The sequence below is a fragment of the Streptomyces sp. SUK 48 genome (assembly GCF_009650765.1).
In the GTDB taxonomy this organism is placed as follows: Bacteria; Actinomycetota; Actinomycetes; order Streptomycetales; family Streptomycetaceae; genus Streptomyces.
The window spans coordinates 3,377,962-3,396,167 of sequence record NZ_CP045740.1 but is presented as its reverse complement, the minus strand read 5'-3'; the positions used below and the strand labels follow the sequence as shown (position 1 = coordinate 3,396,167).

Genomic DNA, 18,206 nt, shown 5'->3' with positions numbered 1-18,206 from the left:
TTTCCGTGCGCTTTTAGCCGTCTTTTTAGTGACGCCGCGCACTTTCGATGCCCGATTCCGCATGCAAAGGGAGCTCCGGGGCAGGGGGCCACGGTCCCTGAGCCGGCCCTTTGCATGACACAGGGGCGTCGAACAGTAACGGAAGGCAACACCGATCATGGCGGAAAGCACGGCAGGACAGAACCAGGCGACCATCCACGCGGGAGGCGAGTGGCTGACGGCGATCTCCGGGGCGACCCGGGAGATCCTCGACCCCGCGGACGCCCGGCCGTTCGCCGTGGTCGCGGAGGGGGACGAGAAGGACGCCGAGCGTGCCGTGGCCGCGGCCCGGCAGGCGTTCGACCACGGCCCCTGGCCGGGCACCCCCGTCGCCGAGCGCGCCGCCCTGCTGCGCCGCGTCGCCGACCTCCTCGTACGCGATCGCGAAGCGCTCGGCCGCCTCGAGGCCCAGGACGCGGGCAAGACCGTGGAGGAGGGGCGCGTCGACATCGACTGTGTCGCCGACGCCTTCCGCTACTTCGCCGACCTGGTGGCCGCCGAGGCCCCCGGCCGCGTCGTGGACGCCGGCTCGCCCGACATCCACAGCGTCGTCGTGCACGAGCCGGTCGGCGTCTGCGCGCTGATCACCCCCTGGAACTACCCGCTGCTCCAGGCCAGCTGGAAGATCGCCCCGGCGCTCGCGGCCGGCAACACCTTCGTGATCAAGCCCAGCGAGATCACCCCGATGACCACCGTCGCGCTGGTCGGGCTGCTGGCGGAGGCCGGACTGCCCGCGGGTGTCGCCAACATCGTCACCGGTCCCGGCCACACCGTCGGCGCCCGGTTCGCCGACCACCCCGACGTCGACCTGGTGTCCTTCACCGGCGGACTGGTCAGCGGCACCAAGGTCGCCCAGGCCGCCGCGCCCAGCGTGAAGAAGGTCGCCCTCGAACTCGGCGGCAAGAACCCCAATGTGGTCTTCGCCGACGCCTGCGCCACCGAGGAGGGCTTCGACACCGCCGTCGACCAGGCGCTGAACGCGGCCTTCATCCACAGCGGCCAGGTCTGCTCGGCCGGCGGCCGGCTCATCGTCGAGGAGTCGGTGCGCGAACGCTTCGTCGCCGAACTCGCCCGCCGCGCCCAGCAGATCAGGATCGGCCGCGGCACCGAGGACGGCGTCGAGGTCGGCCCGCTCGTCTCCGAGCAGCAGCGCGCCAAGACCGAGGCGTACGTCGCCTCCGCGCTCGCCGAGGGCGCGATCCTGCGCTGCGGCGGCAAGCGGCCCGAACCCGCCCCGAGCGGCCCGAGTCCGGCTACTTCTACGAGCCGACCGTCCTCGACGGCTGCCACCGCGAGATGAAGGTCGTCCGCGAGGAGGTCTTCGGACCCGTCCTCACCGTCGAGACCTTCACCACCGAGGACGAGGCCGTCCGCCTCGCCAACGACACCGAGTACGGCCTCGCCGGCGCCGTGTGGACCACCGACCCCGGCAAGGCCCGGCGCGTCGCGGCCCGGCTGCGCCACGGCACCGTCTGGATCAACGACTTCCACCCCTACCTGCCGCAGGCGGAGTGGGGCGGCTTCGGCAAGAGCGGCACCGGCCGCGAGCTGGGCCCCGCCGGACTCGCCGAGTACCGGGAGACCAAGCACGTCTACCAGAACCTCGCGCCGAAGCCGGTGCGCTGGTTCGCCGGCTGATCCGACTCCGCCCGGCGGGCCCGGGCCCCGAGACCTCTCGACACCCCCTGGAGCAGCACCCCATGTCCCACACCCCCCACGTCTACGACTACGTCGTCATCGGCGGCGGCACGGCGGGCTCGGTGATCGCCTCCCGCCTCACCGAGGACCCCGATGTCACCGTCGCCGTCATCGAGGGCGGCCCCAGCGACATCGACCGCGAGGACGTCCTCACCCTGCGCCGCTGGCTGGGCCTGCTCGGCGGCGATCTCGACTACGAGTACACCACCGTCGAGCAGCCGAACGGCAATTCGCACATCCTGCACAGCCGCGCCAAGGTCCTCGGCGGCTGCTCCTCGCACAACACCCTGATCTCCTTCAAGCCGCTGCCCTCCGACTGGGACGAGTGGGAGCGGGCCGGCGCCGAGGGCTGGGGCGCGGTGCCGATGGAGGCGTACTACGCCCGGCTGCGCAACAACATCGTGCGCGTCGCCGACAAGGACCAGAACGCCGTCGCCAAGGACTGGATCGACGCGACGAAGACCGCGATCGGCGTCCCCGAGGTGATCGGCTTCAACGACAAGCCCTTCCACGAGGGCGTCGGCTTCCTCGACCTCGCCTACCACCCGGAGGACAACAAGCGCTCCTCCGCCTCCGTCGCCTACCTCCACCCGCACATCGAGGCCGGCGACCGCCCCAACCTCACGCTGCTGCTGGAGACCTGGGCGTACAAGCTGGAGCTGGACGGCAAGCGCGCCACCGGCGTGCGCGTGCGCACCAAGGACGGTGCCGAGCAGCTGATCAGCGCCCGCCGGGAGGTCGTCGTCTGCGCCGGCGCCGTCGACTCCCCGCGCCTGCTGCTGCTGTCCGGCATCGGCCCGAAGCGCGACCTCGAAGCACTGGGCATCCCGGTCGCGCACGACCTGCCGGGCGTCGGCGAGAACCTCCAGGACCACCCCGAGTCGGTGATCGTCTGGGAGACCAACCGGCCGCTGCCGGAGAACTCGGCGATGGACTCCGACGCCGCGCTGTTCGTGCGCCGGGACGACTCGCTGGACGCCCCCGACCTGATGTTCCACTTCTACCAGATCCCCTTCACCGACAACCCCGAGCGCCTCGGCTACGAACGCCCCGAGCACGGCGTGTCGATGACCCCCAACATCCCCAAGTCCCGGGCCCGGGGCCGCCTCTACCTCACCAGTGCCGACCCCGAGGCCAAGCCCGCCCTCGACTTCCGGTACTTCACCGACGAGGACGGCTACGACGCGCGGACCCTCGTCGACGGCGTGAAGATAGCCCGCGAGATCGCGCGGACCGAGCCCTTCGCGGGCTGGCTGAAGCGCGAGGTCTTCCCCGGCCCCGAGGTCACCGACGACGAGCAGCTCAGCGAGCTGCTGCGCAAGGCCCACCACACCGTCTACCACCCCGCCGGCACGTGCCGGATGGGCGCGGCCGACGACGAACTCGCCGTAGTGGACTCGGAGCTGAAGATCCGTGGTCTCGACGGCATTCGCATCGCGGACGCGTCCGTCTTCCCGACCATTCCCGCCGTCAACCCCATGATCGGGGTGCTGATGGTCGGGGAGAAGGCCGTCGATCTGATCGGAGGCGATCGCCGATGAGTACCACCACCCCCAGCGTCCCCACCCGCAAGCCCCCCACCGCCCAGGAGGACGCGCCCGTCTTCTCGGTCTCCGGTCTGTGGAAGGTCTTCGGCCCCAAGCCCGAGCGCGTCCCCGCCGACCCCGAACTCGGCGCCCTCGACGCCGCCGAGCTGCGCGCCCGCACCGGCTGCACCGCCGCCGTCCGCGATGTCACCTTCGACGTCCGCAAGGGCGAGGTCTTCGTGGTGATGGGCCTGTCCGGCTCCGGCAAGTCCACCCTCGTGCGCTGCCTGACCCGGCTGATCGAGCCGACCGCGGGCACCATCGCCATCGACGGCGAGGACGTGCGCGCCATGGACAAGTCCCGGCTGCGCGAACTGCGCCGGCACCGCGCCGCCATGGTCTTCCAGCACTTCGGCCTGCTCCCGCACCGCACCGTGCTCGACAACGTCGCCTACGGCCTGGAGATCCAGGGCGTCGGCAGGTCCGAGCGCCGCGAGCGCGCCGCCGAGATCGTCGCCAAGGTCGGCCTGGAGGGCATGGAGCACCGCCGCCCCGGCCAGCTCTCCGGCGGCCAGCGCCAGCGCGTCGGCCTCGCCCGCGCCCTCGCCGTCGACCCCGAGGTGCTGCTCTTCGACGAGCCGTTCAGCGCCCTCGACCCCCTCATCCGCCGCGACATGCAGGACGAGGTCGCCCGCCTCCACGAGGAGGAGGGCCGCACGATGGTCTTCATCACCCACGACCTCAGCGAGGCCCTCAAGCTCGGCGACCGCATCGCCCTGATGCGCGACGGCCAGGTCGTCCAGCTCGGCACCCCCGAGGAGATCGTCGGCTCCCCGGCCGACGACTACGTCCGCGAGTTCGTCCGGGACGTGCCGCGCGAGCAGGTGCTGACGGCCCGTACGGCCATGCGCCCCGCCGCCTCCGCGGACGAGACCGGCAGCGGCCCCGCCGTCCGCCCCGACGCGACGGTCGCCGAGGCCATCGAGGCCGTGGCCCGCGCCGGTGAACCGGCCCGCGTGATGGACCACGGCAAGTGCCTGGGCGTCGTCGACTCCGAGCAGCTGCTGGGCGTCGTCGCGGGTGTGGAGAACACGCCCGCCGCCGCGAGCGGCCGTACCGCCGCGGGCCCGGCGCGGGCGGCCTCGGCCACCGCGACCCGCAAGCGCGCGCAGGCGAAGAAGCCGGCGGCCTCCACCCCGGCGGCCTCCACGGCCTCCACCCCGGAGGCCGTCTGATGGCTACCCTCACCGTCCCCGCCCTGCGCACCAGGACCCCCGCCGTCCTGCGCAACAGAGCCGTCGGCAAGCTTCTGCTGCTCGCCCTGATCACGGTCGTCCTGCTCCCGGTGCTGCACGGCCACGCCTGGCCGCACCACCTCACGGTCAGCCTCACCAAGCCGCTGACCAGCGCCAGCAACTGGATCATCGACAACCGCGACACGCACCCCCTGTTCCTCTACTTCTTCGGCTACGTCAGCAACGCCGTCGTCCTTTCCGTACGCGCGGTCTACGTCGCCCTCCTCGCCCTCGGCTGGCCGGGCGTCACCGCGCTGGGCGCCCTCGTCGCCTGGCGGGTGGCGGGCCCCCGCCTCGCCGCCGGGACCGCCGTCGCGTTCCTCGCCTGCGGCGTGCTCGGCATGTGGGAACCGACGATGCAGACCCTCGCGCTGATGGTCGCCGCCGTCGTCGCCTCGGTGCTCGTCGGCGCCGCCCTCGGCCTCGCCGGCGGGCTGTCCGCGCGCCTCGACCGCGCCCTGCGCCCGGTCCTGGACACGATGCAGGTCCTCCCGGCCTTCGCCTACCTCCTCCCCGTCGTCCTGGTCTTCGGCATCGGCGTCCCCGCGGCCGTCCTCGCCACCGTCGTCTACGCCGCCCCGCCCATGGCCCGCCTCACCGCGCTGGGCCTGCGCGGCGCCGACCCCGAGGTCCTGGAGGCCGTGGAGTCGCTCGGTGCCACCCGCCGCCAGCGGCTGCTGACCGCCCGTATCCCGCTGGCCCGCAAGGAACTGCTGCTGGGCCTCAACCAGACGATCATGATGGCCCTGTCCATGGCCGTCATCGCCTCCGTCATCGGCGCCGGCGGCCTCGGTGACCGCGTCTACCAGGCCCTGTCCACCGTCGACGTCGGCCAGGCCCTCGCCGCCGGCATCCCGATCGTGCTGCTCGCCGTGGTCCTGGACCGGGTGACCGGCGCGGCCGGCGCCGCCGAGGAGCGCGGGCCCCGGACGATCGGCTGGCCGTACGCGCTCGCCGTCACCGCGGCCGCCGCCCTCGCCGCCCGGCTGCTCGGCGCCCTCGACTGGCCGACCGGCTGGAGCGTGCAGATCGCCGCCCCGGTCAACCGCGCCGTCGACTGGATGACCGGCCACCTCTACTCCGGCGTCCCGGTCATCGGCGGCACCGCCGACTGGGCCGCCCACTTCACCACCTGGGTCCTGGACCCGATCCGCGACGGACTCCAGTGGCTGCCCTGGTGGTCGCTGCTGCTGATCGTCGCCGCCCTCGCCTGGGTGATCGGCACCTGGCGCACCGCGCTGACCGCCGTGCTCGCCATGGCCGCGATCGGTGTGCTCGGCGTGTGGGAGCCCTCCCTCGACACCCTCTCCCAGGTGCTGGCCGCCGTCGCCGTCACCCTGGTGCTGGGCTTCGCCACCGGCATCGCCGCGGCCCGCAGCGACCGCGTGGAGCGCGCCCTGCGCCCGGTCCTCGACGTCTTCCAGACGATGCCGCAGTTCGTGTACCTGATCCCGGTCGTCGCCCTGTTCGGCGTCGGCCGCGCCCCCGCCGTCGCCGCGGCCGTCGTCTACGCGCTGCCCGCCGTCGTGCGCATCACCACCCAGGGCCTGCGCCAGGTCGATCCGGCCGCCCTGGAGTCGGCGCGCTCGCTCGGCGCGACCGGCCGGCAGCAGCTGTGGCAGGTCCAGCTGCCGCTCGCCCGCCGCGCGTTGCTGCTCGCCGTCAACCAGGGCGTGGTCCTGGTCCTCGCGGTCGTCATCATCGGCGGTCTGGTCGGCGGCGGCGCCCTCGGCTACAACGTCGCCTTCGGCCTCGCCCAGGGCGACCTGGCGACCGGTCTGGTGGCCGGTGCCGCCATCGTCTGCCTGGGCCTGATGCTGGACCGGGTGACCCAGCCGACCGAGCGCCGCTCGAAGAAGGGAGCCTGACATGCGGATCCGACTGCGTACGACGGTCCCGGTCGCGCTCGCCGTGCTGGGGCTCACCACCGGCTGCGGCGCCGCCGACATGACCAAGCAGGCCAGCCCGTTCGCGCACACCGGCGGCGGCAAGAGCGTCACGCTGTCCGTGCAGTCCTGGGTGGGCGCCGAGTCCAATGTGGCCGTCGCCCAGTACCTGCTGGAGCACAAGCTGGGCTACCGCGTCGACACCGTGCAGGTGGACGAGGTGCCCGCGTGGGACGCGCTGAGCCAGGGCCGGGTGGACGCCCTCCTGGAGGACTGGGGCCACCCCGACCAGGAGAAGCGCTACGTCGAGGACAAGAAGACGATCACCCGGGCCGGCGATCTCGGGGTGACCGGGCACATCGGCTGGTTCGTGCCGACGTACCTCGTCAAGCAGCACCCCGACATCACCGACTGGCACAACCTGAACAAGTACGCCTCCCTCTTCCGCACCGCGGAGAGCGGCGGCAAGGGCCAGCTGATGGACGGCTCCCCGTCCTATGTCACCAATGACAAGGCCCTGGTGAAGAACCTGAAGCTGAACTACCAGGTCGTCTTCGCCGGTTCCGAGGCCGCGCAGATCACCCAGATGAAGCAGTTCGCCAAGGAGAAGAAGCCCTTCCTGACGTACTGGTACTCACCGCAGTGGCTGTTCAAGAAGGTCCCGATGACGGAGGTGAAGCTGCCGCCCTACAAGGACGGCTGCGACGCGGACGCGGCGAAGATCGCCTGCGCCTACCCGCGCACCCCGCTCCAGAAGTACCTGAACGCGGACTTCGCCAAGTCGGGCGGCAAGGCGGCGGACTTCCTGAAGAAGTTCCGCTGGACCACCGACGACCAGAACGAGGTCTCCCTGCTGATCGCCCAGGACAAGATGTCCCCGCAGGCGGCCGCGGAGAAGTGGGTGGACAGCCACCCGTCCGTCTGGAAGAAGTGGCTGTCCTGAGCCGCTACTGACGCAGCCCGGCGGCGAGTTCGGCCGCCGCGGCCGCGGCCCTGCGCTGGAGCTGCGGGCCGAACGTGATCCGGGTGGCCCCGAGTTTGCCGAGCGCGGCGGGCGAGGGGCCGTCCGGGGTCAGCGGGGCCAGCGCGTTCAGCGGGCCCTCGATCCCGGACCGCAGCAGGGGCAGTACGTCCGCCGGGGCCATGATCGGATACACGCACTCGGCACCCGCCGCGACGTACGACGCGGCCCGCGCGATGGCCCGTTCGGGGTCCCCGTCCCCGTGCACGAAGACATCGACGCGGGCGTTCAGGAAGATCCGCCCCCCGGCCGCCGCGCAGAACTCGGCCAGGTACGCGGCGTGCTCCCGCGGGTCCCGGAGCGCACCCCCGCCGGAGTCCTCGATGTTGCAGCCGACGGCGCCCGCCTCCAGCAGCCGCTCCACCAGCTCCTTCGGCGCGAGCCCGTACCCGCCCTCGACGTCCGCCGTCACCGGCACGTCCACCGCGCGGGTGATCCGGGCGATCGCCGCGAACATCTCGTCCGCCGGGGTCTCGCCGTCCGCGTACCCGAGCGCGGCGGCGACCCCCGCGCTCGGCGTGGCCAGCGCCTCGAACCCCGCCTCCACGAGGGCCCGCGCACTGGCCGCGTCCCAGGGTCCGGGCAGGATCAGCGGATCTCCCTGGGGGCGCCCCCGGTGCAGCGCGCGCAGCGCCTCCACGGTCCCGGTCACGCGTGCTGTCCGGGCTGGTAGTGGCCCGGGGTCATCCGGGCGCTGACGCCGAACCGGTTCCAGGCGTTGATCACCGTGATCGCGGCGATCAGCCGGACCAGCTCGGGCTCCTCGAACTGCTTGGCGGCCCGCTCGTACACCTCGTCCGGCACGAAACCGTCGGTCAGCACGGTGATCGCCTCGGTCAGCTCGATCGCCGCCAGCTCCCGCTCCGTGTAGAAGTGCCGCGACTCCTCCCACGCGCTCAGCTGGATGATCCGCTCCACGCTCTCCCCGGCCGCGAGCGCGTCCTTGGTGTGCATGTCCAGGCAGAACGCGCAGTGGTTGAGCTGCGAGGCACGGATCTTCACCAGTTCGAGCAGCTTCGCGTCCAGCCCCTGCCGGGCGGCGATGTCCAGCCGCACCATCGCCTTGTAGACGTCCGGAGCGTGCTCGCTCCAGTTCAGACGGGGGGCGTGCTCGATGGCGTACTCGGTGTTCTCGTGCGTGTTCATGCCTCCACCGTAGAAGCGAGGCAGCCCAGGAGTATGGTCCATTTCCATGGCGGAATCGTGGGCCACTTTGGGCGTCGACCTGCATCTGGAACCGGCCGGCCCGGGCGGGCTGCGCCGGGGGCTGACCGATGCCCTGCGCGAGGCGGTCCGCACCGGCCGGCTCGCCCCCGGCACCCGGCTGCCCTCCTCCCGGAGCCTCGCCGCCGACCTCGGCGTCGCCCGCAACACCGTCGGCGAGGCGTACGCCGACCTGGTCGCCGAGGGCTGGCTCACCGCCCGGCAGGGCTCCGGCACCCGGGTCGCCGAACGCGCCGTGGTCCCGCCGAGCGGCCCCGCCCGCCGCCCCCGCGTGCCGGCCCGGCCCGCCCACAACCTCGTCCCCGGCACCCCCGACCTCGCCGCGTTCCCGCGCGCCGAGTGGGCGAGGGCCGCCCGCCGCGCCCTGACCGCCGCCCCCAACGAGGCCCTGGGCTACGGCGATCCGCGCGGCCGCGTCGAACTGCGCACCGCCCTCGCCGGCTATCTCGCCCGCGTCCGGGGCGTGCGCTGCGACCCGGACGACCTGGTCGTCACCGCGGGCTTCTCGCACGCCCTGCGCCTCCTCGGCCCGGTGCTGCGCGCCCGCGGGACGCGCTCGGTGGCCGTCGAGTCGTACGGCCTCGACGTCTACTGGGGCCTCCTTGAGGCCGCGGGTCTGGCGACCCCCGCCCTGCCCTGGGACGAACTCGGCACCGATCCGCGCCCGTTGACCTCCAAGGGTGCCGTACTCCTCACCCCCGCCCACCAGTTCCCGATGGGCCTGCCCCTGCACCCCGACCGGCGCGCGGCCGTCGTGGACTGGGCGCGGCGCACCGACTCCCTCGTCCTGGAGGACGACTACGACGGCGAGTTCCGCTACGACCGCCAGCCCGTCGGCGCCCTCCAGGGCCTCGACCCCGACCGTGTCGTCTACCTCGGCACCGCCAGCAAATCCCTCGCCCCGGGCATCCGGCTGGGCTGGATGGTCCTGCCGCCGGCCCTCACCCGCGAGGTGCTCACGGCCAAGGGCCACGCCGACACCGTGGGCGTCCTCGAACAGCTCACCCTCGCCGAGTTCCTCACCTCGGGGGCGTACGACCGCCAGGTCCGCGCCGCCCGCTCGCGCTACCGGCGCCGCCGCGACGCCCTCGCCGCGGCCGTCGCCGAACGCGCCCCCGGCGTCCGGGTCACCGGGGTCGCCGCGGGCCTGCACGCGCTGCTGCGGCTGCCCCCGGGCACCGAGTCCTCCGTCGTCCAGGCCGCCGCCTGGCAGGGGCTCGCCCTGCACGGACTCTCCTTCCACCGCCATCCCGAGGCCGTCGCCGAGCCGGTGGACGCGCTGGTGGTGGGGTACGGGACGCCGCCGGACAGCGCGTGGGCGGGGGCGCTGGAGGCGCTGTGCAGGGTGCTGCCCTAGGGAGCGGCCCGCGGGTCAGCCGGTGACCGGGCGGAAGACCAGGAAGAAGAACCGGGCGCCCGGCGAACCCAGCGGCTGCGCGGCGCACAGGGTCACCAGGCCCCGCGCGGCGGGAGCGTGCCGGGCGCAGCACCGGTCGTCGTCGGCGGCGGCGAGTCCCGCGTGCCGCACCGGCCGGGTGTCCCCGTCCTGCTGCACATAGGTGATGTCGTGGCGGCGGTAGATGGGCCCCACCACGGGGTCGTCGTTCACCTCCGCGTCCAGCTGCCGCAGATCGGGGTTGTCCGGGTGGGCCGCCACCGCCGCCCGCAGCTGGGCCGCGACCGGCGCCGCCCACCGCTCCGCCCAGTCCAGCAGATGGTGCTCGCGCGCCTCCTCGCGCAGCAGCATCCAGCGCATCACGTTCCGCTCGGGCACCGCGGGCTCCGCGCCCTCGGCGCGGGGGAACATGCGCAGGAAGTCGTCGTTCCAGGCGAGGAGGTTCCACGCCACGTCGTTGACGTAGCAGGGCACGCCGGACACGCCCTGGACGGCCGTGAACCAGGCCGGGTCGACCCGGGTACCGGCCTCGGGGTTCATGGGGACCGGCGGCTCGTGGCCCAGCGCGTAGACGTACAGCGCGCCGCGCTCCGGCTCGGCCATGCGCAGCACGGTGGAGACCGCGTCGAGGAACTCGGGCGCGGGGGAGGGCATGTCGCCCCGCTCCAGCTGTGCGTAGGTGCGCTCGGAGACGTACAGCGCGTGCGCCACCTGGGCCTGGGAGAGCCCGGCGGACCGGCGGCCGCGGCCGGTGCGGCGGGGCCAGCCCAGCTCGGTGGGGTCGATCAGCGAGCGCTTGTGCCGCAGCAGCGACCGCAGGGCTTCCCTGTCCATCCCCGACTCCCTCTCGGCGCGGGCCGCCACACCGGCGGCCCGGAAAATATCGGAAGTCTACGTTCCTGAAAATCCAGTTCCGGAAAATGAGGTTCCTGGTCACGGGCGGGCGGTTGGCGCAGGATGGTCCGCGGACCGGTTGCGCTGCGGGGGGCGCAGCCGGTCCGCCGCTTTTCCGGGACCTGTTCAGCGGGCGCCCCCGCCGGCCGGGCGCTCGCCCGCGGCCTACCGCGCGGTCTGTGACGGCCGCTCCGCCGGTTCCGCCTCCGGGGCCTCGCCGAAGCGGGCCAGGGCCAGGGCGCCGGCCACCGCCACCGCGAAGCCGAGGACGGCCAGCCAGGCCATGCCCTCGCGGGTGCGGTCGCCGAGCCAGACGACGCCGATCGCGGCGGGGCCGAGCGTCTCGCCGAGCACCATCCCGGCCGTCGCCGTCGTGACCGAGCCGCGCTGGAGGGCCGAGGTCAGCAGGATGAACGCGGCACCGCCACCGATCAGCAGGGCGTACGTCGCGGGGTTGGTGAGCAGCGCGGTGGGCGCGAGGCTGTCGATCAGCCGGACCGTCACCTCGACCACCCCGAACCCGCACCCGGCGCCGAGCCCGAGCACCAGCCCCCGCGCCGGACCGGACAGCCGCCCGCCCGCGAGCCCGAGCAGCAGCAGCCCGAGCGCCACCGCGAGCATCACCCACCGCAGGGTGTCCGACCCGTCCTTGCCGCCCTCCGGGCCGGAGGCCAGGCCCAGCATCGCGAGCCCGGCGCACACCACGCCCACCGCGCCCCACTCCACACCGCGCAGCCGCACGTCCAGCAGCCGCGCCGCGACCACCGCCGTCACCGCGAGGCTGGCCGCGAGGGCGGCGCCGACCGCGTAGATCGGCAGCGAGCGCAGCGCCACGATCTGGAACAGGAACCCCAGCCCGTCCAGCCCGAGCCCGGCGATGTACCGCCACTGCCGCAACGCCCGCAGCAGCAGCGCCGCCTCACCGCCACCACCGGGACCGGCCTGCCGCGCCGCCACCGCCTGCAACACCGTCGCGGTACCAAAACAGACCGCCGCGCCTAGGGCGCACACCATTCCAAAGAGCACAAAGGGACTCTAAAGGAGGCCCGCCACCGTCCTGTCATGCTCACCCCCCTTGGCCGGTTCTCATACCGGTCTCTAGGCTTGCCGCACCGCACATCGCACACGGGGGAGACACGAACATGGCCGAAACCAGGCGACGGCTGCGCTCCGGCGCGGTGGTCCTCGGCGGCGTCGGCCTGCTGGCCGCCGCGCTCACCGCCTGCTCGTCCCAGCCGGACAAGCGCTGCGTGGACCAGAGCAGCTACACGTACGCCAAGGGCTACAAGGTCGTCTCCGACAAGAACTGCAAGGCGGTCAAGTCGGCGGTCAACGGCGCCTGGTACTACGGCGGCAAGAAGAAGGGCTCCTGGGTGAGCGGCGGTTCCTTCACCAAGCCCCGCCACAGCTCGGGCCACTCCACCCACCACTCCTCGACGCACTACGGCTCCGGCTCCGGCGGGGTGCACCGCGGCGGCTTCGGCGGCGGCTCGCGCAGCTCCGGCGGCTGACCGGGACCGCCGTATGGAACGCCGTACCATCACCCCCCGCCCGGACTGGCAGCGCACCGTCGAGGAACAGGGCCTGATCTACCCGCTCACCCGCCATCCCGACGGGAGCCTGCGCCCCTACTGGGACGAGAGCGCGTACTACGTCTTCTCGCTGCCCGAGGTCGAGGCGCTGGAGGAGACGGTCGCCGAACTGCACGCCATGTGCCTGGCGGCGGCCGGCCACCTCGTGGAGCGGGGCCGCCTCGCCGACCTCGGCATCACCGACCCCGCCGTCGCCGCCGCGGTCACCGAGTCCTGGCACCGCCGCGCCGAACTCCCCTCCTTCTACGGCCGGTTCGACCTGCGCTACGACGGCACCGGCCCCGCCAAGCTGCTGGAGTACAACGCGGACACCCCCACCTCCCTGGTGGAGGCCGCCTCCCCGCAGTGGTTCTGGATGGAGGACCGCTTCCCCGGCGCGGACCAGTGGAACTCGCTGCACGAACGCCTGGTGGAGTCCTGGCGCAGGCAGTCCGCGCTGCTCCCGCCCGGCAGCCCGCTGCACTTCGCGCACTCCGCCGCCGACGAGCTGGGCGAGGACCTGATGACGGTCGCCTATCTGAAGGAGACCGCGGAGCAGGCGGGCCTGGAGACCGACTGGCTCGCCATGGAGGAGATCGGCTGGGACACCCTCTCCGGCCGGTTCGTGGACAACCGGCTGCGGTTCATCCGCGCCCTCTTCAAGCTCTACCCCTGGGAATGGCTCACCACCGACGCCTTCGGCGGCCATGTCCTGGACACCCTGGACAACGGCGGCGGCACCGGCAGCACCCTGTGGATCGAGCCCGCCTGGAAGATGCTCCTGAGCAACAAGGCCCTGCTGGCCGTCCTGTGGGAGCTCTACCCCGGCCACCCCAGCCTCCTGCCCTCCTACCTCGACGGCCCCCGCGAGCTCGCCGCCACCACCGGCTACGCCGCCAAGCCCCTGCTGGGCCGCGAGGGCGAGGGCGTCACCCTGCACCCGCCGGGCGGCCCGCCCGCCGTCCGCCCCGAGCCCTGCTGCTACCAGGGGCTCGCGCCGCTGCCCGCCTTCGACGGCAACCACGTCGTCCTCGGCGCCTGGGTCATCGACGGCGAGCCCGCGGGCCTCGGCATCCGCGAGTCGTCGGGCCCCGTCACCGACGGGTACGCGCGCTTCCTGCCGCACGTCATCCTCTGAACGGAGCCGTCCGCATCCACTGAGCGGGCCGTCCGCGCTCTCGCCCGCATGGTGGACGCCGGATCTCCGCCCTCCGGGCGGGCCGGTACGCTGAGCCACGGGCCGTGACTGGCGCGCTGGGATGGGACGGACCATCGGGGAGCGGCCTTGCTGGAAACAGTGCCGTGCGCCTGGGCCGAACGTGAACGCCGAAACGCACCCCGTCCGGAGGTCCCCATGCCAGAGCAGCCCCTGTCCACCGAGTCCACCGCCTTCCGCGCCGCCCTCGACGTGATCCGCGCCGTGGAGCCCCGGGTCGCCGACGCCATCGGCCAGGAGGTCACCGACCAGCGCGCGATGCTCAAGCTGATCGCCTCCGAGAACTACGCCTCCCCGGCGACCCTCCTCGCGATGGGCAACTGGTTCAGCGACAAGTACGCCGAGGGCACCGTCGGCCGCCGCTTCTACGCCGGCTGCCGCAACGTGGACACCGTGGAGTCCCTGGCCGCCGAGCACGCCCGCGAGCTCTTCGGCGCCCGGCACGCCTACGTCCAGCCGCACTCCGGCATCGACGCCAACCTCGTCGCCTTCTGGGCCGTACTCGCCGACCGGGTCGAGGTCCCCTTCCTGGCGAAGACCGGCGCCCGCCAGGTCAACGACCTCTCCGACGCGGACTGGGCCGAGCTGCGCCAGGCGTTCGGCAACCAGCGGATGCTCGGCATGTCCCTGGACGCCGGCGGCCACCTCACCCACGGCTTCCGCCCGAACATCTCCGGCAAGATGTTCGACCAGCGCTCCTACGGCACCGACCCCGCGACCGGCCTCATCGACTACGAGGCGCTGCGCGCCCAGGCCCGCGAGTTCAAGCCGCTGATCATCGTGGCGGGCTACTCGGCGTACCCCCGGCTGGTGAACTTCCGGATCATGCGCGAGATCGCCGACGAGGTCGGCGCGACCCTCATGGTCGACATGGCCCACTTCGCCGGTCTCGTCGCGGGCAAGGTCCTCACCGGCGACTTCGACCCGGTCCCGCACGCCCAGATCGTCACCACCACCACCCACAAGTCGCTGCGCGGCCCGCGCGGCGGCATGGTGCTGTGCGACGACTCCCTCAAGGACCAGGTCGACCGCGGCTGCCCGATGGTCCTCGGCGGCCCGCTGCCGCACGTCATGGCCGCCAAGGCGGTCGCCCTGGCCGAGGCCCGGCAGCCCGCGTTCCAGGACTACGCGCAGCGCATCGTGGACAACGCCCGGGCGCTGGCCGAGGGCCTGACGCGGCGGGGCGCGACCCTCGTCACCGGGGGCACCGACAACCACCTCAACCTGATCGACGTCGCCGGCTCCTACGGCCTCACCGGCCGCCAGGCCGAGGCCGCCCTCCTCGACTCCGGCATCGTCACCAACCGCAACGCCATCCCGGCCGACCCCAACGGCGCCTGGTACACCTCCGGCATCCGCATCGGCACGCCCGCCCTGACCACCCGCGGCCTGGGCACGGCGGAGATGGACGAGGTGGCCGGACTGATCGACCGCGTCCTCGCGGCCACCGAACCGGGCACCACCAAGTCCGGCGCCCCGAGCAAGGCGTCCCACGTCCTGGACGAGAAGGTCTCCGAGGAGATCGCCCAGCGCGCCACCGACCTGGTCGCGGGCTTCCCGCTCTACCCGGAAGTCGACCTGGGCTGATCGACGCCGTCGGGGGCCATGCCCCGGGGGCGCGGGGAACTGCGCGACCGGTCACCAGCGGTCCGCAGTCCCCGGCGTCCCCGCCCCCCGCCTCCCGGGACGTTCCCGCACCGCCCCCGCCTCCCGGGCCGATCCCACCCTCGGCCGATGAGAGAATGGGCGGCATGGCCCCCGCTGAAAAGCCCCGCGTGCTCTCCGGTATCCAGCCCACCGCCGGCTCGTTCCACCTCGGCAACTACCTCGGCGCCGTCCGCCAGTGGGTATCCCTCCAGGAGACCCACGACGCCTTCTACATGGTCGTCGACCTGCACGCGATCACCGTGCCCCAGGACCCCAAGGAGCTGCGGGCCAACACCCGCCTGGCCGCCGCCCAGCTCCTCGCCGCCGGACTGGACCCGGAGCGCTGCACCCTGTTCGTGCAGAGCCATGTGCCCGAGCACGCCGAGCTGGCCTGGGTGATGAACTGCCTCACCGGCTTCGGCGAGGCCAGCCGCATGACCCAGTTCAAGGACAAGTCCGCCAAGCAGGGCGCCGAGCGCGCCTCGGTCGGCCTGTTCACGTACCCGATCCTCCAGGTCGCGGACATCCTGCTGTACCAGGCCAACCAGGTGCCGGTGGGCGAGGACCAGCGCCAGCACATCGAGCTGACCCGGGACCTGGCCGAGCGTTTCAACGGCCGCTTCGGGCAGACGTTCACGATCCCGGCGCCGTACATCCTCAAGGAGACGGCGAAGATCTACGACCTCCAGGACCCGTCGATCAAGATGAGCAAGTCGGCGTCCACGCCGAAGGGCCTGATCAACCTCCTGGACGAGCCGAAGACCACCGCCAAGAAGGTCAAGAGCGCGGTCACCGACACCGACACCGTCATCCGCTACGACGCGCAGGCCAAGCCGGGCGTCTCCAACCTGCTCACCATCTACTCCGTCCTCACCGGCACCTCGATCGCCGACCTGGAGCGGGAGTACGAGGGCAAGATGTACGGCGCGCTCAAGACCGACCTCGCCGAGGTCATGGTCGAGTTCGTGACGCCGTTCCGGGAGCGCACCCAGCAGTACCTGGACGACGCCGAGACCCTCGACGCGATCCTCGCCAAGGGTGCCGAGAAGGCCCGCGCCGTCGCCGCCGAGACCCTCGCGCAGGCGTACGACCGCGTCGGCTTCCTCCCGGCGAAGCACTGACCGAAGCCCCGGCCGGTCCACCGACCGGGGCACCGAACGGCACGGCCCGCGCCGGGAGGCACGGAACCGGCGCGAGGGCGCACGACCGTTCGCACGTCCCTGTGGGCAGAGCGCTGCACATCACTTCCGTTGCGCCTGCCCACGGGACACCCATGGCCGTACAGTCGAAGCCGAAGGCCCGTACGAGTCGGCCGAGTAGACGACGGACGCGACGACAGGAGACGACGTGGGGACCGTAACGATCGGCGTGTCGATCGCGGTTCCGGAGCCTCACGGCAGCCTGCTCCAGGAGCGGCGCGCTGGCTTCGGCGACGCCGCGGCCCATGGCATCCCCACCCATGTCACGCTGCTGCCGCCGACCGAGGTGGAGCGCGCCACGCTGCCCGCCGTGCGGGCCCACCTGCGCGAGGTGGCCGCCGCCGGCCGCCCCTTCCCGATGCGGCTGCACGGCACCGGCACCTTCCGGCCCGTCTCCCCGGTGGTCTACATCCGGGTCGTGCGCGGCGCCGAGGACTGCGCCCGGCTCCAGCAGCGGGTCCGCGAGAGCGCCGGGCCCTGCGCCCGCGAGCTCCAGTTCCCGTACCACCCGCATGTCACCGTGGCCCACGGCATCGAGGACGCGGCGATGGACCGCGCCTTCGCCGAGCTGGCCGGCTTCGAGGCCGAATGGCCGTGCACCGGGTTCGCGCTGTACGAGCAGGGCGCGGACGGGGTGTGGCGCAAGCTGCGCGAGTACACCTTCGGCGGCTCCGTCGTACCTCCCCAGGCGGGCCCCGCCGGCATCGGCCGCGGGACCATCGCCAGCCGCTAGGGCCTCGGGCCCCGCTTCCGCGAGGGCGGCCCTAGAGGGGCAGCCTGCGGAACAGCGCGCGCGGGACGTGCCGCAGCGCGGCCGTCACCAGCCGCAGCACCCCCGGCACCCACACCGTCTCCGCGCCCCGGCGCAGGCCCAGTTCGATCGCGGTGGCGACCGCCTGCGGGGTGGTGGCGAACGGCTCGCGGGGCCGGTGCGCCGTCGCCCGCGTCCGCACGAACCCGGGGCGTACGACCATCACCCGCACCCCTGTGCCGTACAGCGCGTCGCCGAGGCCCTGGGCGAAGGTGTCCAGGCCCGCCTTGCTGGAGCCGTAGATGAAGTCGACGCGGCGGGCGCGTTCGGCGGCGGTGGCGGACAGGAAGACGAACGAGCCGTGGCCCTGGGCCTGGAGGCCGCTCGCGGCGACCAGAGCGGCGGAGACCGCCCCGGTGTAGTTGGTCTGGGCGACGTGCACGGCGCGCAGCGGGGCCCGCTCGTCGTGGGCCTGGTCGCCGAGGACGCCGAAGGCGAGCAGCACCAGGTCGATGGCGTCCTCGGCGAAGACCTTGCCGAGCGCGCTCTCGTGGGAGGCGGGGTCGAGGGCGTCGAAGTCGACCGTGCGGGTGTCCGCGCCCAGCGCGCGCAGGCTCCTCGCGGCCTGCTCCAGCGCGGGGGAGGGGCGGCCGGCCAGCCATACGGTGCGGGCGCCGCGGGCGATCAGCCGGCGGGCGGTGGCGAGCCCGATCTCGGAGGTGCCGCCGAGGACGAGCAGGGACTGGGGCAGGGCGAGAGCGTCCTTCACAGGCATGCCCGTGACCGTATCGTCCGCAAGTGCGCTCTTCGTCCCCGAACGTCACCTTGTGGGGTCGAAGATCA

General features: G+C 73.1%; 15 protein-coding genes, 1 pseudogene and 1 riboswitch. Of the genes and pseudogenes, 11 read left to right on the top strand and 5 right to left on the bottom strand.

The genetic code is table 11. The features are described from left to right. Positions 1-157 precede the first annotated feature (157 nt). The 5 genes and pseudogenes from GHR20_RS14400 to GHR20_RS14380 all read left to right on the top strand — a co-directional run bounded on the left by GHR20_RS14400 (position 158) and on the right by GHR20_RS14380 (position 7,387). Positions 158-1,677: pseudogene (locus GHR20_RS14400) on the top strand (aldehyde dehydrogenase family protein). Positions 1,678-1,739: 62 nt separating this feature from the next. Further along, a complete protein-coding gene (locus GHR20_RS14395) occupies positions 1,740-3,278 on the top strand; it encodes a GMC oxidoreductase (RefSeq protein WP_153813397.1) in 1,539 nt (512 codons plus the stop codon). Further along, entirely contained in the window at positions 3,275-4,498 is a 1,224-nt protein-coding gene (locus tag GHR20_RS14390) for a glycine betaine/L-proline ABC transporter ATP-binding protein (RefSeq protein ID WP_153813396.1), read from the top strand. Before GHR20_RS14395 ends, GHR20_RS14390 begins: the two co-directional genes overlap by 4 nt. After that, positions 4,498-6,426: an ABC transporter permease subunit gene (locus GHR20_RS14385; protein ID WP_111586718.1), complete on the top strand. Its 1,929-nt coding sequence runs from the start codon at positions 4,498-4,500 to the stop codon at positions 6,424-6,426. Before GHR20_RS14390 ends, GHR20_RS14385 begins: the two co-directional genes overlap by 1 nt. A 1-nt stretch (position 6,427) precedes the next feature. Next, on the top strand, positions 6,428-7,387 hold the full coding sequence (locus tag GHR20_RS14380; RefSeq protein WP_148026598.1) for an ABC transporter substrate-binding protein: 960 nt from the start codon (positions 6,428-6,430) through the stop codon (positions 7,385-7,387). Between the two features lie 4 nt (positions 7,388-7,391). On the opposite strand, the gene GHR20_RS14375 is transcribed toward GHR20_RS14380, so the two are convergent. Next, on the bottom strand, positions 7,392-8,117 hold the full coding sequence (locus tag GHR20_RS14375; RefSeq protein WP_153813395.1) for an isocitrate lyase/phosphoenolpyruvate mutase family protein: 726 nt from the start codon (positions 8,115-8,117) through the stop codon (positions 7,392-7,394). After that, the gene (locus GHR20_RS14370; RefSeq protein WP_111586715.1) at positions 8,114-8,611 is read right to left on the bottom strand and encodes a carboxymuconolactone decarboxylase family protein; all 498 of its coding nucleotides are present in this window, start codon (positions 8,609-8,611) and stop codon (positions 8,114-8,116) included. The genes GHR20_RS14375 and GHR20_RS14370 overlap by 4 nt, the downstream gene beginning before the upstream one ends. A gap of 46 nt (positions 8,612-8,657) precedes the next feature. On the opposite strand from GHR20_RS14370, the gene GHR20_RS14365 reads away from it, so the two are divergent. After that, on the top strand, positions 8,658-10,046 hold the full coding sequence (locus GHR20_RS14365; RefSeq protein ID WP_153813394.1) for a PLP-dependent aminotransferase family protein: 1,389 nt from the start codon (positions 8,658-8,660) through the stop codon (positions 10,044-10,046). A 15-nt stretch (positions 10,047-10,061) separates the two neighbouring features. Here GHR20_RS14365 and GHR20_RS14360 read toward each other — a convergent pair whose 3' ends face one another. Further along, the gene (locus tag GHR20_RS14360) at positions 10,062-10,919 is read right to left on the bottom strand and encodes a helix-turn-helix domain-containing protein (protein WP_111586713.1); all 858 of its coding nucleotides are present in this window, start codon (positions 10,917-10,919) and stop codon (positions 10,062-10,064) included. Positions 10,920-11,144: 225 nt separating this feature from the next. Continuing rightward, positions 11,145-11,993, bottom strand: coding sequence for a DMT family transporter (locus GHR20_RS14355; protein WP_153815980.1), 849 nt, complete (start codon positions 11,991-11,993; stop codon positions 11,145-11,147). Positions 11,994-12,121: 128 nt separating this feature from the next. On the opposite strand from GHR20_RS14355, the gene GHR20_RS14350 reads away from it, so the two are divergent. The 5 genes from GHR20_RS14350 to GHR20_RS14330 all read left to right on the top strand — a co-directional run bounded on the left by GHR20_RS14350 (position 12,122) and on the right by GHR20_RS14330 (position 17,345). Beyond that, positions 12,122-12,490, top strand: coding sequence for a hypothetical protein (locus tag GHR20_RS14350; RefSeq protein WP_153813393.1), 369 nt, complete (start codon positions 12,122-12,124; stop codon positions 12,488-12,490). Positions 12,491-12,503: 13 nt separating this feature from the next. After that, complete coding sequence (locus GHR20_RS14345; protein WP_111586710.1) at positions 12,504-13,688, top strand: glutathionylspermidine synthase family protein; 1,185 nt, start codon at positions 12,504-12,506, stop codon at positions 13,686-13,688. 94 nt (positions 13,689-13,782) lie between these two features. Then, a riboswitch (ZMP/ZTP riboswitch) is annotated at positions 13,783-13,871 on the top strand. Between the two features lie 33 nt (positions 13,872-13,904). Next, entirely contained in the window at positions 13,905-15,353 is a 1,449-nt protein-coding gene (locus GHR20_RS14340) for a glycine hydroxymethyltransferase (protein WP_148026603.1), read from the top strand. Between the two features lie 155 nt (positions 15,354-15,508). Further along, on the top strand, positions 15,509-16,534 hold the full coding sequence (gene trpS / locus GHR20_RS14335; RefSeq protein WP_194858882.1) for a tryptophan--tRNA ligase: 1,026 nt from the start codon (positions 15,509-15,511) through the stop codon (positions 16,532-16,534). A gap of 226 nt (positions 16,535-16,760) precedes the next feature. Further along, positions 16,761-17,345, top strand: a complete 585-nt coding sequence (locus GHR20_RS14330; protein WP_153813392.1) for a 2'-5' RNA ligase family protein — start codon at positions 16,761-16,763, stop codon at positions 17,343-17,345. A gap of 31 nt (positions 17,346-17,376) precedes the next feature. Here GHR20_RS14330 and GHR20_RS14325 read toward each other — a convergent pair whose 3' ends face one another. After that, complete coding sequence (locus GHR20_RS14325) at positions 17,377-18,132, bottom strand: SDR family NAD(P)-dependent oxidoreductase (RefSeq protein WP_148026713.1); 756 nt, start codon at positions 18,130-18,132, stop codon at positions 17,377-17,379. Between the last annotated feature and the right edge of the window lie 74 nt (positions 18,133-18,206).

Excerpts from the sequence above, each read along its gene's own strand:
- GHR20_RS14395 (WP_153813397.1), top strand. The coding sequence starts at position 1,740 with ATGTCCCACACCCCCCACGTCTACGACTACGTCGTCATCGGCGGCGGC.
- GHR20_RS14390 (WP_153813396.1), top strand. The coding sequence starts at position 3,275 with ATGAGTACCACCACCCCCAGCGTCCCCACCCGCAAGCCCCCCACCGCC.
- GHR20_RS14385 (WP_111586718.1), top strand. The coding sequence starts at position 4,498 with ATGGCTACCCTCACCGTCCCCGCCCTGCGCACCAGGACCCCCGCCGTC.
- GHR20_RS14380 (WP_148026598.1), top strand. The coding sequence starts at position 6,428 with ATGCGGATCCGACTGCGTACGACGGTCCCGGTCGCGCTCGCCGTGCTG.
- GHR20_RS14370 (WP_111586715.1), bottom strand. The coding sequence starts at position 8,611 with ATGAACACGCACGAGAACACCGAGTACGCCATCGAGCACGCCCCCCGT.
- GHR20_RS14365 (WP_153813394.1), top strand. The coding sequence starts at position 8,658 with ATGGCGGAATCGTGGGCCACTTTGGGCGTCGACCTGCATCTGGAACCG.
- GHR20_RS14360 (WP_111586713.1), bottom strand. The coding sequence starts at position 10,919 with ATGGACAGGGAAGCCCTGCGGTCGCTGCTGCGGCACAAGCGCTCGCTG.
- GHR20_RS14355 (WP_153815980.1), bottom strand. The coding sequence starts at position 11,993 with ATGGTGTGCGCCCTAGGCGCGGCGGTCTGTTTTGGTACCGCGACGGTG.
- GHR20_RS14350 (WP_153813393.1), top strand. The coding sequence starts at position 12,122 with ATGGCCGAAACCAGGCGACGGCTGCGCTCCGGCGCGGTGGTCCTCGGC.
- GHR20_RS14345 (WP_111586710.1), top strand. The coding sequence starts at position 12,504 with ATGGAACGCCGTACCATCACCCCCCGCCCGGACTGGCAGCGCACCGTC.
- GHR20_RS14340 (WP_148026603.1), top strand. The coding sequence starts at position 13,905 with ATGCCAGAGCAGCCCCTGTCCACCGAGTCCACCGCCTTCCGCGCCGCC.
- trpS (WP_194858882.1), top strand. The coding sequence starts at position 15,509 with ATGGGCGGCATGGCCCCCGCTGAAAAGCCCCGCGTGCTCTCCGGTATC.